The organism is Paenibacillus sp. FSL R10-2736, assembly GCF_038000245.1.
In the GTDB taxonomy this organism is placed as follows: Bacteria; Bacillota; Bacilli; order Paenibacillales; family Paenibacillaceae; genus Paenibacillus_AQ; species Paenibacillus_AQ phytohabitans.
On sequence record NZ_JBBOBN010000002.1, the window covers coordinates 785,150 to 804,297 of the forward strand.

Sequence of the window (19,148 nt, forward strand, 5' to 3'; positions counted from 1 at the left end):
GATGAAGGGGGGAAGCAGGATGGGGTATGGATACACGGCTCCTGCGAATCCGGCATTCGAGATTAAAATGCGGGGGGAGATTATCGCTGCAGCCAGAGCGATGAACGCCGGGGGGACGGACTTCTCGACATTCAAGAACTCCCGCTGCAATCCAAGATATTGGAATCGTACGGCGGGCGGCGGTTTTGAATTGAAGGCAGGGGTTAGCCCTTCTGCAGCAATCAATGATATTTTTGTAAATGGACAGCTGTATGCCTTCGAATGCGCAATGGCGATGGTAATGATTCTATATAGAGCGACCATCAGTATGATCGGTGAGAATGCCTTCGACCGCTACTTCACCGATCTGTACCTGTGGGACTGGAACTATGACAGCAATCTGAAGATGATCACCACCTTCAATCCGTCGGAATTACAGCCGGGGGATGTAGTCTACTTCAAGAATCCCGATCATGATCCGGATAAGCCGGAGTGGCAGGGGGAGAACGCGATTATGCTGTCGAATGACCGCTTCTACGGACACGGGCTGGGAATTAAGAGCGCATCTGAGATGATCACTTCACTCAACAGGGAAAGAGTGCCGGGCAGCCGGACCTCGGCATACCTGGCGGATGAGGGACTTCACCCGGACTTTGCCTATATAGCTACATTAACAACACGTTCCGGCCTGCCGTTATCCGGTAAACGTGGAGCCAGCACGGCCATCTACTCCAGAATAGGCGTCAGATCCTATATCATCAGATAGAGATCAGCATCACTGATTTTGTTCAGAGCGGTATTTAAGCGGATGCAGGCCAACGGTTTTTTTGAAAACTGTACTGAAGTAATGGGGATTCTCATAGCCCACGAGTTCGGAAATCTCCATTACTTTGAGGTCTGTGCTTGTCAGCAGCTCCTTCGCTTTGCCTATACGGATCCGGGTGATATAGTCGGTAATCGTCTCACCGGTCTCCTTCTTGAAGATCAGACTGATATAGTTAGGCGTCAGGAATACCTCCTCGGCAATTCTGGAAATGGAGAGCTCAGAGGCGTAGCCTTCCTGGATAATAGAATGGATTTTGCTGATGATCCGGCTGTTCTTGGAGGTGTTCTTGCCTGCTACATACGCACTTAAGTCATGAAAAAGCGACAGCATATACGCCTTCAGGCCGGTAATATTCTTCTGAAGGTACAGCTTATCCATAATTGTAATCCGGTCACTCAGTACCAGCCGGGTATCCTCATCAATCTCATACAGGGCCCTGGCGGAGGTGAAAATCATCTCGGCACAAATACTCTGCACATATCCGATCTGCAGCTTGGGTCCGGCCAGTCTGGTGAACAGCTGCTCCATCAGCTCCATGACGGTGCCCGTATGGCCTGCCTTCAGTTCATTCATGAGCCGGGCCTGGAATTTATAGAAGAAAGTGCTCTCCAGTGTCTCCGTTTCCGGCTGGATATCCTTAATGTAGAGGACAGAGCCGTGCCCGGTATAGAATGTGTACACCAGCGCGGCCAGCGCATCCTTATAGGAGTCCTCCAGCTGGCCGGCCAGGGGACAAGCTCTGCCAATGCCGGCCGAGGCATCCAGCCGCAGATACTTGCGGATATTACTGATAATCTGCCCGCATACTTCTGAGATGGAAGAGGGCGAGGGATCGTCTGCCGGGCAGAAAAGCATAATGAACTCGTTCTCGCTGGCGACGAAGCTGATGGAGCACGGGTGGCTGACCAGACACTCATTGATAATATTTTGAATGGAAAAATAGAGCAGCTGCTTGTATTCCTCCGAGAATTTGTCCACTGCGCTCTGGTATTCATCCAGTTGCAGTACACAGGCTGTCAAAGCTGTCCCCCGCTTGAAGGGAAGGGCGAAATAATCGATTTTCTGCCAAATTTCATCCTCGTTCCGGTATAGGCCGGCAATCAGATTCTGCAGGAACTTGTCGCGGATCACCGGCATGCTGTCCTGCAGCTGCTTCCTCAGCTGCTCTACATCCATCTGATGCTCACGTTCTCCCTTAAGCTTAGCGACAACCTGATGGAAGACCTCGCGGACCTCGGGTAATTTCACCGGCTTCAGAATATATCCCTCGGCATTCACCTTCAGCGCGTCCCGGGCATAGGAGAAGTCCTGGGCGCCGCTGATAATAATGATTTTGGTAGGACTGCCTGCTTCCCGCAGCTTCTCGGCTACCTGCAGACCGCCCATCAGCGGCATCATAATATCGGTGAACAGAATATCCGGTGCAAGCTTCAGGCATAATTCATAGGCCTCCAGCCCGTCAGACGCCTCCCCTATAATCTCAATTCCGAATTCCTCCTGCCATTTGAACACGTGGATCAGGCTGCTGCGGATAAACGGCTCATCATCCGCTACGATCATCGTTAACATCTTCACTCACCTCATCCCATGTAGTCACCACCGGAAACCGGATCACCGCAAGCAGGCCGCAGCCATCCTCGGTATTAGCGTAATAGCGGATTCCGTAAGACTCTCCAAAAAACTGCTGGATTCTCATATGCACATTGCGGATACCATAGGACTGGTTGCCCGGCTGCGGATGGGCTAGCAGCAGGTTCAGCCGCTCAGGGTCTGCCCCCACGCCGTCGTCAAACACCGAAACGCTGAGAATCCCCTGTGAAGTCTCGACTCTGATGCGGATTCTGCCTTGACCCCGGCGCTGCTGAATGCCATGAATCAGGGCATTCTCAACCAGCGGCTGCAGGCTGAGCTTGACCACCAGGCATTCCTCCAGCAGCTTGGGGTCCGTCTCCTCCAGTTCATATTCCAGCCTATCCCGGAAACGGAACTGCTGAATCTCCAGATAGCTCTCCACCTGCCGCAGCTCATCGCGGAGCGGAATGATATTCCGTCCCTTGCTCAGGCTGTACCTGAAGAAATCCGAGAGGGAGGTAACCATGTTGCTGATCTCGGGAATATCGTGATTGATGGCGATCCAGTTGATCGAATCCAGGGTGTTGTAGAGAAAATGCGGGTTGATCTGGGCCTGCAGGGTCTGGAGCTCGGCTTCTTTCTTGCGCAGCTCGGTCACATAGAGCTTGTCAATCAGCGCCTTAATCTGCTGGAGCAGCTTGTTATAGCGGTTGAACAAGTAGGCGAATTCATCCTTGCGCCTGTAGCGGATGGTAATGTTGAAATTTCCGCTTTCGGCATGCGACATCGACTGGATGAACTTACGGATCGGCGCTGAGATATTCTCTGACAGCAGCAGGGCCATCATGAGCGAGACCAGCATACAGATGCCGATCACGATATACATCACCCGGCGGAAGGCGGCTAATTCTCCGTTAAGCTCACGGACAGGCGAGAACGAGAGAATGGTCCAGCCGGTGTTGTCGATGGTCCGGTAGGAGACAAGCATATTCTCACCGCCGATCATCTGGTGAAAAGAATGCAGACCCGCAGAACCGTCAGCCGGAGCGTTCATCTTGCTGTAGTAGTCCTGTGTGTTGATGTTCTGCCCGATCAGGGCCGGCTCCGGACTGATGGCGATCGTACCGGTTCCGTCTGCGATATAGACCTTGCTGCCGGGCGTAGGCTTGTAATGCTCCAGCAGTGTGCTGAATTCAGCTACAGGAATGTCGATGGTGAGCAGTCCGACAAAGGGCAGCTGTGCATGCCGGATGCCGAACAGGCGCCTTGCGAATTTCAGAGTGTACTTGGAATCCAGAGAGCTGAGTCCGACGACAGTGAAATCAGATTGGGCCGGAATGCCGAAATACCAGGGCTTCAGGGAGATGAGATCGATATTGAATACACGTCTGGAGAAGTTATATTGGGTATATTCCGGGCGGTTCAGCATATAGAGCATAGGGACAAAGCTGCTTCCAGACGTACCGTTCGCGGGGAAATTCTCGAGAATTTTGCTCAGGGCAGCCAGCTCATTAATGATTCCGCTGCTGTCCGTGGGCCGGTTAGAGGAGATGAGGTCAGCAAATTCTGAATTAAGATAGAGCGATACCATGGATTTATTGGCGGCCTCGAACCGCTGGGCCAGATTGTCCTGAACGAGATTGAAGTTGTTCTCAATGGATGTATTAACATTGCGGGTGATAATATCGGCTGATTTGTTATATACCGTCACCGATATAATGGTTGTCGGAAGCAGGACGAGGAACAGGAAGTAGAGAATCAGCCGGCTGCGGATGCTGAAATTATACAAGAAGAGGGTCCGCGACAACGTATCAAACAGCTTCCTCATTGGAGCCCTCCCTCGGCATCCCGATATTTGCGGCTTGCCATTTATCGGGTATTGTTGGAAAATACCAATCAATAGCTGGTATACATTGTAAAACGCAATAAGTCTTGATGTCAACGCAGGAGGTGCAAGATGAAAAGGTTCCTGTTCTATATCCTTGCCTTATTATTATGCGGGACTGCAGCGTATGCCATTGCTTATGACCGTCCGCTGCTGGTGGACTTCAGTTCGGGTCCTGCGGAGGTGCCGGTGCAGCCCGTCCGGGTAAAGATCGCCCTGTATGACTGGACGGAGAACCTGGAAGTGAAGAATGCCATCAGTCAATATAACAAAACCAATCCTGATCATATCGAGATTAACGTTATGGATATCGCTGCAGATGTCTACGATGACACCTTAAATATGCTGATGACCTCGGGACAGGGTCCGGATGTGTTCAGTGTTGATAATACCTGGCTGGCTACCTATGTCAACAAAGGGTACCTGGCTAATCTGTCCGCAGAGTTGAACACTGCTGACTTTAGCAGATTCCCGGCATGGGCCAGGAATTATGCACACAGTTCTTTGTTCAGAGGGGGGATCTACTTCATGCCCTCCAGTGTTGATACCGTGCGTCTCCTCTACAACAAGCAGCTGTTCCGCGATGCCGGACTTGACCCGGAGCGCCCGCCGCTTACCTTCGGAGCGGTGAAAGAGGCTGCCGCCCGGATCAGCCAGGCAGGAGAGGGAGTGAATAAATACGGCTTCGCGCTTCCTGCCGGTGACAGCCAGGACAGCCTGCAGACCGGTCTTGAAATCTCCAATACCTCCAGCGGTTACTATCTTTATAATTACCAGACCGGGCGTTATGAGCTGAGTGTATACAGATTCTGGCTGCAAATGGTGCTGGACATGAAGCGTGAGGGGAGTCTGTATCCGGGTGAGGGACTGCTTAAGCGTGACAGTGCCCTGCGGCAGTTCGCGGACGGCAACATCGGCATGATGTACGCCAGCAGCAAAGATTATGTAAAGCTGCAGGAATATATGCCGAAGGACGATTGGGGAGTTACAATGCCTCCCGTGGCGGATTCCTCCAAGCGGGGCGGCGGAGCGCTCATGATGATCCCGCATTCTCCGCTGGTAGTGAATAGTTCAGCTCCAAGCCGGGAGGCGGCAGTTAAAGTATGGAAATTCCTGCAATCCGGGGAATTCCTGACCATTCTGTTCCAGCAGGCGCTGGCCCTGCCGGTGGTGGACGGTATTCTCGATGTTCCGGGTCTTGCACCGGGGCTGGGGCACTTCAAGGAATTTGTTCCGAATGCCGCTGAGTCTATATATCCGCTCTCGCCGCAGATTATGGATCAATATGATCCAAGCTCGGTATCCATGGAACCGCGTGACTCGGGGGACCGTCCGAGGATGCAGCTGTATCTGCAGATTCTCTCGGGAGAGAGGCCGCTTGACGAGGGGCTGCGCAGCGAAACGGAGCGGCTGAATCAGATGCTCGACATTGCGGATACGGGGTACTCTTTTCAGCGCGAGGAGTATATCTATCCTGACTTTGATCCGCATAATCCCCTAAAGGCAGAGAGCCTGGAGAGCCAGCTGAGTAAGGGACAGGAATAGAATAGCCAGTGTGAATCAGGGACTTATCCGGGCCGTGGCGGCTTCGGGAAAGTCCCTTTTTGTCTGCTCATTCATTTGTGCTGGATGTGTGCCGGATTGGAGCGTTAACGTCCACACCGTAAGGGGAGTGCCGGAATAATACTATATAAATCAATCTTTGTACTGCTAGTTTCAGTACTATATAGCTTGAACCGAAGAGGACAATAACAGATGAGAATAACGGAGGGGAATTTTGGAACTGTAGGAGCGACAGCGACCGCCTTTGTCACCGGATTTCTACCGCTAATGGCGGTAACAATCAAGAAATCTGATGACAACAGCGGCCGAAAGTCCAAATATTCACCGTAGTTATGAACAACATCCCCATTGGAATCATTTCAAGTTCAATCTATATAGCTTCTATAAGTGAAAAGATAGATTCAGAAGGAGTAAGAAGTAGAGTATGGGACAATTAAATCGGCAAATAAAGGAGACTGGGAAATGAGCTTCTTATCAACGGGACCGCTGGAAAATAATATGGTTGGAGGTGTGAGACCGACCACGCAGGTTACGGTCAGAATCGATAACCGCAGCAGTACTTCAGCTTCTACGGTATTGGTACAGGGTTATTACATGCTCGGGGGAATAAGAAACGTGTATGTCAGCGAGTCGCTGAATGTGGCTCCAAACGAAGTGATAACAAAAACTTATTATGCGGATCTGGATGCTTTTGAATTTCTGTTTGTCACCCAGGATATGACGGACGACCCTATCCAGATTTCACTGTGGGGCAAGAGCAGCACCGGACAGCTGGTAACAGCCCACCGGCTGGTATCTGCTGAGCTGCTTGGGGAAACCACGGGGATTACCGGAGCGACCGGGGCGACGGGCGACGCAGGCGCAACAGGTGCAACCGGGGTAACTGGGGCGCCGGGAGCAGGAGTAACCGGAGCTACTGGTGTAACGGGAGCAACAGGCGTGACTGGAGCGACGGGCGAAGCGGGAGTGACTGGTGCGACGGGCGAAGCAGGCGTGATTGGAGCGACGGGCGAAGCAGGCGTAACTGGGGCAACGGGCGAAGCAGGCGTGACTGGTGCGACGGGCGAAGCAGGCGTGACGGGAGCGACGGGCGAAGCTGGAGTTACGGGAGCAACGGGCGAAGCGGGCGTGACTGGTGCGACTGGCGAAGCAGGCGTGACTGGAGCGACGGGCGAAGCGGGCGTGACCGGGGCGACGGGCGAAGCGGGCGTGACTGGAGCGACGGGCGAAGCGGGCGTGACTGGTGCGACGGGCGAAGCAGGAGTGACTGGAGCGACTGGCGAAGCTGGTGTGACCGGGGCGACTGGCGAAGCGGGAGTGACCGGGGCGACGGGCGAAGCTGGCGTGACTGGGGCGACAGGCGAAGCGGGCGTGACCGGGGCGACAGGCGAAGCTGGCGTGACTGGTGCGACGGGCGAAGCGGGCGTGACTGGAGCGACGGGCGAAGCGGGAGTGACCGGGGCGACGGGCGAAGCGGGCGTGACTGGAGCAACGGGCGAAGCTGGGGTTACGGGAGCAACGGGCGAAGCTGGGGTTACGGGAGCAACGGGCGAAGCGGGCGTGACTGGAGCGACGGGCGAAGCGGGAGTTACTGGAGCGACGGGCGAAGCAGGCGTGACTGGAGCGACGGGCGAAGCGGGCGTGACTGGAGCGACGGGCGAAACGGGAGTGACTGGAGCGACGGGCGAAGCGGGCGTGACTGGGGCGACGGGCGAAGCAGGCGTGACTGGTGCGACGGGCGAAGCTGGGGTGACCGGAGCGACGGGCGAAGCTGGGGTGACCGGAGCGACGGGCGAAGCGGGCGTGACTGGTGCGACGGGCGAAGCTGGGGTGACCGGAGCGACGGGCGAAGCAGGTGTGACTGGAGCGACTGGCGAAGCAGGTGTGACTGGAGCGACTGGCGAAGCGGGCGTGACTGGTGCGACGGGCGAAGCTGGGGTGACCGGAGCGACGGGCGAAGCGGGAGTGACTGGAGCGACGGGCGAAGCGGGCGTGACTGGGGCAACGGGCGAAGCAGGCGTGACTGGAGCGACGGGCGAAGCTGGAGTGACTGGTGCGACGGGCGAAGCTGGAGTGACTGGTGCGACGGGCGAAGCTGGGGTGACCGGGGCGACCGGGGTTACAGGGGCTACGGGAGCTGGCGTGACCGGAGCGACTGGAGTAACGGGAGCAACGGGAGACGCAGGCGTGACGGGTGCAACCGGGGTTACAGGAGCTACGGGAGTAGGTGTGACTGGAGCGACTGGTGTGACGGGAGCAACAGGAGACGCAGGCGTGACAGGTGCAACCGGGGTTACCGGAGCGACAGGAGTAGGCGTGACTGGAGCGACTGGAGTAACGGGAGCAACAGGAGTGGGAGTGACTGGAGCGACTGGGCTTACGGGAGCAACAGGAGTGGGAGTGACCGGAGCGACTGGAGCAACAGGAGACGCAGGCGTGACGGGTGCAACCGGGGTTACCGGAGCGACAGGAGTAGGCGTGATTGGAGCGACTGGAGTAACAGGAGCAACAGGAGACGCAGGCGTGACAGGTGCAACTGGGGTTACCGGTGCGACAGGAGTAGGTGTGACTGGAGCGACTGGAGTAACGGGAGCGACTGGAGTAACGGGTGCAACCGGTGTGACCGGAGTTACTGGGGTCACCGGAACCACGGGTATAACCGGAACCACCGGAGCGACAGGGCCCAATATTGCAACGGAAGGCTTCTCGGCATTCCTGCCTTCGTTCTCGGCAGCAGCCAGCACACAGCTTACAGGGTGGACGGTGACGACGCCTTATTACGACAGCGCGACTTTTAACGAAACAACGGGTAACTACACGATCCCGGCCACAGGCAGATATTCGTTTGAGGCGACTATTAACTACAGTACTACGGCTGCGATTTCAGTTGCGTTGGGTGCGGGAGTGAATCCGGCTTTTGTGGTGCGGAGAACGTCCCCTACGGTAACAGATCTGGTAACTGGGCTCTTCCCTCTGCTGAATGTTAACATCGCACTGCTGTTGTCACTCCGGACGATATTAGGGAACGGTACAGTGACATTAACGGGTGAGTTTGAACTGACGGCAGGCGACGTAATCGGACTGTTCTACGCAGCAGATGGATTAACAATTCCGCTGGATCTTGGCGGTTCCTCCTCGGGCGTTGTGTGGTCTGTGCACAGACTGACGTAATACAATGAATTCGTACGAACTTACAGGTATTCTCTAAAATACAAAGGGGCGCCCCACAGCTATCATTGTGGAGCGCCTTTTTTGTATGACTACAAATCCACAATTCTAAACTCCGTAGGATTTTGAACTTTTATTATAGATGGCCTTATTTAGCATCAGCCGTTCTCCGGCTACACTTAAGTCATGGAAGAGAGAGAGACTGCTGAAGGAATCAGGAGGCGGAAGGAATGATTACTCAAGAGAAGAAAAGCGTAGCCGAAGCAGGAGACAGCCTGCCGGTACACAGGAGCACGAAGCGTGGAGCCATGCTGAGACATCTGCTGAAGCACAAGGTTCTGCTGCTGATGCTGCTGCCGGGTGTGCTTTTTTTGCTGGTCAATAATTATCTGCCGATGTTCGGGATCATTATTGCCTTCAAGAATATTAACTATGTCGACGGTATTCTCGGCAGTCCGTGGGTGGGGCTGGATAACTTCAGATTCCTGTTCGCAACCTCGGATGCCTGGATCATTACCCGCAATACGGTGCTCTACAACTTTGTGTTTATTATTCTCAACCTGGTGATTGCCGTATCGATCGCGATTGCCCTGAATGAGCTGAAGAATAAGCTGGCCGCCAAATTTTATCAGAGCATCATGTTCTTCCCCTACTTCTTGTCGATGGTTGTGGTGAGTTATCTGGTGTTCGCCTTTCTGAATGTTGAATACGGTTTCATCAATAAAGGGATCTTCGCCCTGTTCGGGCTGGATGAACTGAACTGGTATTCCGAGCCGAAATACTGGCCGTTCATTCTGCCGCTGATCAACCTCTGGAAAGGGGTGGGCTACGGCTGTGTCATCTATTTGGCGGCCATCATCGGCATTGACAATGAATACTATGAAGCGGCCCTGATCGACGGTGCCAGCAAGTGGAAGCAGATCCTGCATATCACGATTCCGCTGATCCGTCCGGTCATTATCATCACAACGATTCTTGCCATCGGCGGGATTTTCCGCTCCGACTTCGGGCTGTTCTACCAGACCACGCTGAATTCCGGAGCACTGTACCCGACAACGCTGGTCATCGACACCTACGTCTATAACGCACTGATTAATATGGGGAACCTGGGCATGTCCGCAGCAGCGGGATTGTATCAATCGGTGGTCGGCTTCTTCCTGGTCCTCGGCTCGAACTGGATCGTGCGCAAGGTCGACAAGGATCAGGCGGTATTCTAAAAAGGAGTGGAAATCCGTGGCTAATAACGAAATATCCAGATTTACCAACATCATTCTCCATGTTATTTTTATCATCCTGTCCATTACCTGCCTGCTGCCGATTGTACTCGTCTTCATGATTTCCATTACCGACTATGATTACATCGTGCTGAACGGCTATCAATTTATCCCGGAGAAGCTCAGCCTGGAAGCCTATGCGTATATCTTCAAGGATTACAGCGTGGTATTAAAAGCGTACGGCGTGTCCTTCTTCGTCACCATCACCGGAACGCTGGTCAGTGTATTCATCTCTTCACTGTATGCGTATCCGATCTCACGGACCGATTTCAGATACCGGGGATTCTTCGCCTTCCTGATCTTCTTCACCATGCTGTTCGGCGGCGGGCTGGTGCCCTGGTATATGGTCTATACGCAAGTGCTTGATCTCAAGAACTCCATCTGGGCGCTCATCGTGCCGATGCTGCTGTCGCCGTTCAATGTGCTGATCATGAAAACGTATTTCCAGATGAGTGTACCGCCTGCGCTGATCGAAGCCTCTACAATCGACGGGGCCGGGGAGCTGCGGACGTTTTTCCAGGTTGTTTTCCCGCTGTCCCTGCCGGTATTCGCCACGATTGGACTGTTCAACACGCTGCATTACTGGAATGACTGGTTCAACAGCATGATCTTCATTACCGATACAGACCTCTATTCCCTGCAATATCTGATGTACAAAATGATCTCCCAGGCGGATTACCTGAGCCGCAACGGGGCGCTCATTCAGGGCTCGGCCACCGAGCTGGCCAAATTACCGGGGGAAACGATCCGCATGGCGATGGCGCTGATTGGCATTGGCCCGATCGTGCTGGCCTACCCGTTCTTTCAGCGGTATTTCATCAAAGGCTTGACGCTTGGCTCGATTAAAGGCTAACCTCGGAATCAACCGATTAGCATATATTGTTCAATCAAGGGGAGGAAACAAAGTATGGCAGGTAAAAAAGTCACGGGTCTACTGCTGTCGCTTGTACTTATGGTTGGGTTTACCCTAGCCGGATGCTCCGGAAATAACAACAATACCGCTGCTCCTACGGAGAAGGCAGGGGAGAGCACCACGGCTCCGGGAGCCACTAAGGAAGCTGCTGCAACGGAGGCGGCCGGGACGGAAGCGCCGGATGCGCTGGAACCGGTGGAGCTGTCGCTCTATCTGCCCGGCGGGCCGGATAAGGATGTGGCTTCTGTAGAGCAGGAGATCAATGCGTATCTGAAGGATAAAATAAATGCCACGATCAAGATTAACCAGCTGAGCTGGGATAAACCGGCCGATAAGGTCAACCTGATGATCCAGTCCGGCGAAGTGTTCGACATGGTCTATACCTGGAACTTCATGACCAATGCCGCGAAGGGAGCGTATCTGCCGCTGGAAGAGCTGATCGAGACCTATGCCAAGGAAACGAAGGCACAGATCAATCCTGCTTACCTGCAGGCGGCTACTGTTAACGGACATTTGTATGCGATTCCCACAGAGAAAGAGCTGGGCCAGTCTGTCGGGTTTGCTTTTGACAAAGCGATTGTCGATAAATACGGCTTCGATGTGAACAGCATCAAGAAGCTGGAGGATATTGAACCGATGCTGAAGACGATTAAGGAGAAAGAACCAACTCTCTCCCCGCTGTTCATGAACCATACGGACAGTCTGAACTGGTTCACAGCTTATCCGGAAAGTGAGGACCTCGACGGCAGTAATGAAATCCCGACGCTGCTCGATTACAAGACGATGAAGGTATTTAACGAATATGATACGCCGGAAATTGTGGAACGGCTGAAGCTGATCCGCAGCTGGTATGAAGCGGGCTATATTAACAAGAACGGTGCCACAGACAAGACTGAGCTGAAGGATGCGGTCAAAAGCGGCAAAGCCTGGTTCGTCTACGGCAATATGAATCCGACCTCTACCAATGACTGGACCCGGCTAGCCGAGAAGCCGATGATTATCAAGACGCTGCTGCCGGTTGGCGTCAGCACCAAGAGCCTGCAGGGCTCCATGCTCGCCATCTCCAGAACCTCCAAAAACCCTGAACGGGCCATGATGTTCATGAACCTGATCCATACCGATCCGGTGCTCTATAACCTGCTGACCTTCGGCATTGAGGGCAAGCATTACAAGAAGCTGGAGAACAGCACGGTGGAGTTCATCCCGGACAGCGGCTACAACTCGGTATCTTCCTGGATGATCGGCAATGTGCTGCTGAACTACCTGAACAAGGACGAAGATCCGAACCGCGTTCAGCTGTACACCGACTGGAACAAGAACTCTGCCGTTTCGCCGGTCATCGGCTTTGTCTTCGATTCGACCAAGGTGCAGTCGCAGATCGGCGCACTGATCAATATTACGAAGCAATATAAGAACACTCTGTACTCCGGGGAAAAGGACCCTGAGCCGGTCCTGAAGGAAATGAACAGCAAGCTGAAGGCCGCAGGCCTGGATGCTGTGATTACAGAAATTCAAACGCAACTGGATGCTTTCCTGGCCGCCAAATAAGCAGCTAAGGCCATAGCACGCCCGGTATTCATAGCAGGCAGTCCCAGCGGCCGCTTGCCGGATACCGGGTATTCTCATTCGCTGAACCAGCATTTGGGGAGCCCTTATCTTATTCTCAAGAAGAGGGTGTTAATGTGCGAAAACAGAAGATAACAGGCAAGTTGCTCATTACGGTTCTGGTGCTGATGTCCGTTCTGGCGCCTGGCGGGCGAATTCTGTCCGCCGGACCGCCAGCGGGACTGACTGCTGTGCAAGAAATGAAGTCACCTGCGGTGCCGCCGCTGCCTGCCGCTGAATCCCCTTATGGCAGGACGGTCACAGAGGATACCTATCAGCCGCCTACGCTGCTCTGGCAGGTAGGGGAGCAGGATAACAGCTCGGCAGAATTTACGGTATTTCAAGATGTGTACAGTGAGAATATTACCCTCCCCGCAAATCCCATGAGCTGGAATACCCTCTCCAAGGGCATGAAAGCAGACCACAACGGTACCATGAATCTCACCTTTAATTTAACCGGAGTCCCTCTCTACGGCGTGGAGTTCAGCTTCAAAGTTATAGATGCAAGCACCGCAATTCCGCAGCTGGCCGTCTTCGCAAACGGCAGCTTCAGCGGGCTTATTCAGATTACCGGCCTGAATGATGGAGAGACCCCGCTTACGCGCACATGGAAGCAGACCTATAAGCTCTACATTCCCAAAGAACAGCTGAAGATAGGACAGAATGAGCTTAAGCTCACCGTTGACCGGGGTTTATACGCAGATCCGCAGTCTCCCGGTTATGACGGGGACAGGTATCTGTGGTTTGAGTGGGATTATTTCAGGCTGGATGCGCTGGAGGAGCAGGCCGCCGAGCCCATACACGGGCGGTATATTCATCTTGGAAGCACAATTGCCGCATCCACCTTCAGGTATGACGAGAATGCAATCCGCCATCTGGCGCCAATGACCAAGTGGCTGGGCATTGCTTACAGCGGCAACTGGATGCGCACCTCCTTCTGGTCCGATACCAGCGCAGGCTGGGACCCGCTGGGGCGGACTTATCTGGAGACGCTGCGCGACCTTAATCTGGAGCCGATGGTCAATATCATCGGCGGGAACTGGAAGAGCAATACCGAGCTGGCCGCCGGAACCATCAGCTCAGCGCTGCGGAGCTATTATGCCGGGTTCGTCAGCAAATTCGGTGATCTGTACCAGTATGCGGAAACGGGCAATGAGCCGGGATTATTCGGCTGGGCACAGAAGGCGGTGCTTGCGCTTCATGAGCTGATGGATGAGGAGCGGCAGACCAATAGCCAGCCGTACCTGAAGATTGTTGCCCCCGGCTGGGCGTACTGGCCGTATAACGGAACGCCTGACGGCTGGGAGCGGGATGCCAGCCAGCGGGAGGCGATTGAAGCGCTGTCGGATGTGACCAACGGACACAGCTATGGCGGCACCGGGGTTCAGCCATTGCCGGGCGGAAGCCTGTATGAGAATTTGCGTGTCTATAGCGAAGCGGATGAAGGCTTCGGCAAAGAAATGGCGATGAGTGAGACCGGCAGCAATGACAATCATTCCGACAATACGAAATATGGCACGTATGCGTACAGGTTCGCCTCTGCTTTTGACCGGGAGCTGCGGGGGGATATCGGCTATGTAGATCATATTATGCAGCACGCCGCCTTCTTTAATGACGGGACGGAGTTTGGGCTGTTCGATTCCGCGATTAACTGGAATACGCACCGCTATGAGGATACGGCAGCAGTGCCGGCCAATATCAACGAATCCGGGGAGACCCGGCTGAAGACGTTCCGCAGACTCGCTGCCGCTTATGCGACCCATGGAAGCCCGCTCAGCTACGAAGTTCTCAATGCGTCTGCATTAACCGGGCAAAAGGCATATTTCCGCGCAGTGGATACCTCGGCGCTGGGGGTTACGGCCATAGGCGCTTCGTCCGATAAAATTCTGCTCAACTTCGTCAACTTTGAGAAATCGCCGGTAACGATGCAGGTGCGGGTTGCGATGCCGTCCAGCGGAACGTATACGGGGGAACGCTTCGGTGCAGGCGATACCTATGCTGCGGCCTACTCCCGGGTTCAGCTGACAGCAACACCGTATATTACCCTTACGGTTTCGCTGGGTGCCGGGGAGACTGTCCAGTATATTCTGGATGAGCAGGAGAGTACTCTGCCATCCGCTCCGGCCAGTCCGGCAGCACTGGCCGTAAGCCATGAGCACATCAGGCTGACCTGGAATGCCTCCACAGATAATGATGCGGTCGTCAGCTACAACGTGTACCGTGACAACGGGACGGCTCCGGTAATTAATGTTCCTGGACGCCTTACCTTCTGGAGTGACTATACCGTAGCGCCCCAGACTACCTACAGCTACAAGGTGCAGGCTGTGGATGACTCCGGCAATGTATCACCTTTGACTGCAGCCGTATCCGCAACCACACCGGTCATGCCGGTTACGCCGCATGTGACGGGAGATTCGGCTAAATTCGAGGCGGAGGCCACCTCGTTTGCCCTACCGCTGAAGACCAGCAATAACAGCAGCGCTTCGGGAGGGAAGGTGGTCGAGCAGACACATGGTGGGGGACTCGCCATTCAGGGCTTCAATTCCGCGAACGGCGGCAGCTACACCTTAACTATTGCATACGCTTCCAATCAGGAATCGAAGAAAAATATCCTCGTTAACGGAGTGAAACAGTCCACGGTTACGCTGCCCTCTACGGGAAGCTGGACTGCCAATATAACCGCGCGGCAGTATGGGATCACGCTCCAGGCGGGCTATAACACAATCAGCTTCACCTCGGCGGGCAACGGGGCGAATATCGATTATTTCAGGCTGGAAGAGGGGCTGTATGTTCCGGTCTCCGCGTGGTACCCGGTTGCGCATAGCCATGCTTACATCGACTATACCGGGTTCGAGACCGCGCCGAATGGGGTCTCCCATGTGACCTATGGACCGGATGCTTTGGCAGGGTTTAGCTTTAACGGCACCGGCGTCCGCTGGAGATCGGATATCAAAAGCGATATGGGCAGTGCTGACGTCTATATCGACGGCGAATATATGGAGACGATAGTGATTCCGCAGGCCGGACTTGAGGGGGATCATAAAATCGTCTACGAACTGACGGGCCTGGAGTACGGGCTGCACCGGATTGAAATTGCAGACACCGAGGGGAAAGTCATGATCAGCGGACTGGAGTTCGAGAGCTATGAAGCTGTATTGCCGGCGCCGGGGCCGGATCTGACCGTGACGGATATCGGCTGGAATATCGTGAACAGCGACGGCAGCCCTTCGGCGCACAGCACTCCGCAGCTGGGGGATTCGCTGATTTTCTGGGCCAAAGTGAAGAACATCGGCGTCCGCCCTACACCGCTGAACACATCAACCGGACTCGGACAGATTACCGGCGGCGCCTTTTCGGTAAATGGCGGGGTAGTATCCTGGACGGACACGAACACCAGCGTGATCCAGCCGGGTGAAGAGATCACATTAACAGCAAACAGCAGCGCCCAGGGAACGCCCCGCTGGGCAGTGCCGACCATTGGCAGCTTCACCATCAGCTTCTTTGTGAATGATATCTGGCGGTATGCCGAGATGAACAAGGAGAATAACAAATTAAGTGAGACCCTGCTCATCAGTCTGCCCTGACGGACGGAATACACAGGCTGGGGCTCACGAATGAAGACTTATGCTCCCCGTGTGCTTTGAAGTGTGAAGCCGCGGGGAGTTTCTATTTCTGGGGAATGATGGTATCCGTATCCGTCTGTAGAGGATAGGTTTCTTTGGAATTAGAGCAGAATCGTCTGAAGGACGAATGTGTCCTGTGTAAGGGGTCTCTCTGAATCCGCCTGAAGTGGGCGGTACGGTGAAAACAAAGGGATAAATCCCTCTGATTCCGCCGAAAGTGGGCGACATGAGGAAATTAAAGGGATAAATCCCTCTGAATCCGCCAAAAGTGGGCTGGACGGGAAAATTAAAGGGATAAATCCCTCTGAATCCGCCCAAAGTGAGCGGTATGGGAAAATTAAAGGGATAAATCCCTCTGATTCCGCCGAAAGTGGGCTGGACGGGGAAATTAAAGGGATAAATCCCTCTGAATCCGCCGAAAGTGGGCTGGACGGGGAAATTAAAGGGAAAAATCCCTCTGATTCCGCCGAAAGTGGGCGACATGGGGAAATTAAAGGGATAAATCCCTCTGAATCCGCCCAAAGTGGGCGGCATGAGGAAGTTAAAGGGAAAAATCCCTCTGGTTCTCCACAGCCCCCTAATGAAGTTGGAGTCCTCCCCCATAAAAATGTAGACTGAATACAGGAGGAGGATGAACACAATGGGAAACTTAACAGGAACAAGAGAGAAGGCAGCGCAAGAGGTGTTGTCTGGCATTAAGGCAGCGGTGGTTGCCCGAAAATATGGGGTGACCCCAGCGACGGTGAATCAGTGGGTGAGAGATTACCGAGAGGCCCATGGGGAACAAGATCATCCGTATCCCCAGGAGCAGGTGGAGGAACTGAAGCGCCTCCTGGAAGTGGAGCAGAAATACGAGAAGGCCGTCAAGATACTCGGCGAAAAGGAGTTAGAGATTGAGATTCTGCGTGAACTGCTAAAAAAGCCAACCCCTGCTTATCCGAAAAAATCGAGGTAGCCGACATGTTCATTAAGCAGGGGAATACAGCAGCTTTGGTACTGCGTCTCATGGGGCTAGCAGAGTCCACGTACTACGACCGTAAGAAACGCAGGTCACTGTCCCCAAAGGCCGTTCAAGGGGGGCGTGGAAGACCCCAGCCAGGCTACTCCTTTAACGAGTCTGGGGAAAAGATTAGTGACGAGGAGATCCAGGAATGGCTGCTGGAATTAATCGCTGGAGAAGAGCACGTGTACGGGTACAAACTCCTGGCCAAGTGCTTGTGGAACCAGCACCGGTTGAAGCTCAATCACAAGAAAAGCTACCGGCTGTGTCAGGCGCTGGATATCCTGCAGCCCCAGCGTCAGAAGCGCTTTAAGCATCCCCGGAAGCTGCCGGAGAACCGAGTCATTACAGGAGCGGGCCAGCTCTGGCAGATGGACATTAAATACGGGTATGTGGAGGGACGTGACCGGCATTTCTTTGTCCTGAGCATTATCGATGTGTTTACCCGCGTCATCGTCGGCTACCACCGGGGATCGTCGTGTGAGGCCAAGCACGCCTGCCAGACGCTGGCGCGCGCCATGGAGCATCACTGCGCCCCTGACAGCGCACGCCCTGTGATCCGCACCGACAACGGCCCACAGTTCGTCAGCCACCTGTTTGGCGACATGTGTGAAAGCTGGGAAATGACCCATGAACGTATTCCGCCTCGAACGCCGGATTTAAATGCTTTTATTGAATCATTCCACAGTAATATCGATCGGGATTTGTTCCGCAAAGAGGCATTCGAAACGTTCGAAGAGGCCTATGAAGCGGTGGACCGGTACATGGACTTTTACAACAATCGCAGAATGCATACGAGCCTTCGTAACCTGCCGCCAGCTACCTTTGCAGAGTGGGTGCTGACCCTAGAAGACCGCTCCCGCTTCTTCTGGCCGAGAGAAAAAGCGAAATAAAGAGCATATCTACAACAAGTACTGATTTTATACGGAGGACTCCGGGATAAGGGGGTCGCACCGGGTTCCGCCAAAAGTAGGCGGCATGGGGAAATTAAAGGGAAAAATCCCTCTGATTCCGCCAAAAGTGGGCGACATGGGGAAATTAAAGGGATAAATCCCTCTAGTTCCGCCGAAAGTGGGCTGGACGGGGAAATTAAAGGGATAATCCCTCTGAATCCGCCGAAAGTGGGGAGCAGGAGGAAATGAGGAGCGCTAGTGCCCCTGAATGCGCCGAAAGTGGGCAGCAGGAGGAAATGAGGAGCATTAATGCCCTTGATTACACCGGCTGAGGGTCAAATGAGTAAATGAGGGGCACTAGTGCCCCTGAACCCGCCCAAAGTGGGCAGTAGGAGTAAATGAGGAGCACTAGTGCCCCTGAATGCGCCGAAAGTGGGTAGTAGGAGTAAATGAGGAGCAGAAGTGCCCCTGAATCTGCCGAAAGTGGGCAGCAGGAGGGAATAAGGAGCATTAGTACTATTGATTACAACGGAGGCTGCTTCGGAAGTAGTGTGAGTGGAGCATTGTGAGGTGGCCCTAATATCTGCATTAGCTGTACAGGTCACATACCCCGCATACCCCGCATACCCCGCATACCCCGCATACCCTCCAGCATGAATCACCCGTTAGGGTGATTTTGTTTTTGTATATTTGTTTTTGTATAAGAATTTATCTAAGGTTCCCGGCCAAATGTCTGAGTAATCACCGAAGCTATGAACCCACTTTGTGGGGGGATTATAGAATTTTGAACTTATATTATAGTTGGCTTTATTTAGAGCGGTCCGGCTTTTCGTTACACTTGGAATAG

General features: G+C 54.0%; 11 protein-coding genes. 9 read left to right on the forward strand and 2 right to left on the reverse strand.

Annotated elements, in window-relative coordinates; all coding sequences use genetic code 11:
• The first annotated feature begins 19 nt into the window (after positions 1-19).
• The gene (locus tag NSQ73_RS31620; protein ID WP_076243471.1) at positions 20-745 is read left to right on the forward strand and encodes a protein-glutamine gamma-glutamyltransferase; all 726 of its coding nucleotides are present in this window, start codon (positions 20-22) and stop codon (positions 743-745) included.
• A 9-nt stretch (positions 746-754) separates the two neighbouring features.
• On the opposite strand, the gene NSQ73_RS31625 is transcribed toward NSQ73_RS31620, so the two are convergent.
• Positions 755-2,374: a response regulator gene (locus tag NSQ73_RS31625; RefSeq protein ID WP_336103633.1), complete on the reverse strand. Its 1,620-nt coding sequence runs from the start codon at positions 2,372-2,374 to the stop codon at positions 755-757.
• Entirely contained in the window at positions 2,349-4,205 is a 1,857-nt protein-coding gene (locus NSQ73_RS31630) for a cache domain-containing sensor histidine kinase (RefSeq protein WP_340990123.1), read from the reverse strand. The genes NSQ73_RS31625 and NSQ73_RS31630 overlap by 26 nt, the downstream gene beginning before the upstream one ends.
• Positions 4,206-4,334: 129 nt before the next feature.
• On the opposite strand from NSQ73_RS31630, the gene NSQ73_RS31635 reads away from it, so the two are divergent.
• From NSQ73_RS31635 to NSQ73_RS31670, 8 genes are all read left to right on the forward strand, one after another.
• Entirely contained in the window at positions 4,335-5,807 is a 1,473-nt protein-coding gene (locus tag NSQ73_RS31635; RefSeq protein WP_340990124.1) for an ABC transporter substrate-binding protein, read from the forward strand.
• 480 nt (positions 5,808-6,287) lie between these two features.
• On the forward strand, positions 6,288-8,996 hold the full coding sequence (locus NSQ73_RS31640) for a beta strand repeat-containing protein (protein WP_340990125.1): 2,709 nt from the start codon (positions 6,288-6,290) through the stop codon (positions 8,994-8,996).
• Positions 8,997-9,223: 227 nt separating this feature from the next.
• Entirely contained in the window at positions 9,224-10,210 is a 987-nt protein-coding gene (locus tag NSQ73_RS31645; RefSeq protein WP_171716306.1) for an ABC transporter permease, read from the forward strand.
• Between the two features lie 16 nt (positions 10,211-10,226).
• Positions 10,227-11,120: a carbohydrate ABC transporter permease gene (locus tag NSQ73_RS31650; protein WP_340990126.1), complete on the forward strand. Its 894-nt coding sequence runs from the start codon at positions 10,227-10,229 to the stop codon at positions 11,118-11,120.
• 54 nt (positions 11,121-11,174) lie between these two features.
• A complete protein-coding gene (locus tag NSQ73_RS31655; protein WP_340990127.1) occupies positions 11,175-12,728 on the forward strand; it encodes an ABC transporter substrate-binding protein in 1,554 nt (517 codons plus the stop codon).
• A gap of 134 nt (positions 12,729-12,862) precedes the next feature.
• Positions 12,863-16,369: a carbohydrate-binding domain-containing protein gene (locus NSQ73_RS31660; RefSeq protein WP_340990128.1), complete on the forward strand. Its 3,507-nt coding sequence runs from the start codon at positions 12,863-12,865 to the stop codon at positions 16,367-16,369.
• A gap of 679 nt (positions 16,370-17,048) precedes the next feature.
• Complete coding sequence (locus tag NSQ73_RS31665; protein ID WP_340985281.1) at positions 17,049-17,363, forward strand: helix-turn-helix domain-containing protein; 315 nt, start codon at positions 17,049-17,051, stop codon at positions 17,361-17,363.
• 5 nt (positions 17,364-17,368) lie between these two features.
• Complete coding sequence (locus NSQ73_RS31670; protein WP_340985280.1) at positions 17,369-18,301, forward strand: IS3 family transposase; 933 nt, start codon at positions 17,369-17,371, stop codon at positions 18,299-18,301.
• The last annotated feature ends 847 nt before the right edge of the window (positions 18,302-19,148 follow it).

Bases quoted from the DNA above. Each gene is read 5' to 3' on its own strand.
- NSQ73_RS31655 (WP_340990127.1), top strand. From the start codon at position 11,175: ATGGCAGGTAAAAAAGTCACGGGTCTACTGCTGTCGCTTGTACTTATG.
- NSQ73_RS31670 (WP_340985280.1), top strand. From the start codon at position 17,369: ATGTTCATTAAGCAGGGGAATACAGCAGCTTTGGTACTGCGTCTCATG.
- NSQ73_RS31640 (WP_340990125.1), top strand. From the start codon at position 6,288: ATGAGCTTCTTATCAACGGGACCGCTGGAAAATAATATGGTTGGAGGT.
- NSQ73_RS31635 (WP_340990124.1), top strand. From the start codon at position 4,335: ATGAAAAGGTTCCTGTTCTATATCCTTGCCTTATTATTATGCGGGACT.
- NSQ73_RS31625 (WP_336103633.1), bottom strand. From the start codon at position 2,374: ATGTTAACGATGATCGTAGCGGATGATGAGCCGTTTATCCGCAGCAGC.
- NSQ73_RS31620 (WP_076243471.1), top strand. From the start codon at position 20: ATGGGGTATGGATACACGGCTCCTGCGAATCCGGCATTCGAGATTAAA.
- NSQ73_RS31665 (WP_340985281.1), top strand. From the start codon at position 17,049: ATGGGAAACTTAACAGGAACAAGAGAGAAGGCAGCGCAAGAGGTGTTG.
- NSQ73_RS31630 (WP_340990123.1), bottom strand. From the start codon at position 4,205: ATGAGGAAGCTGTTTGATACGTTGTCGCGGACCCTCTTCTTGTATAAT.
- NSQ73_RS31645 (WP_171716306.1), top strand. From the start codon at position 9,224: ATGATTACTCAAGAGAAGAAAAGCGTAGCCGAAGCAGGAGACAGCCTG.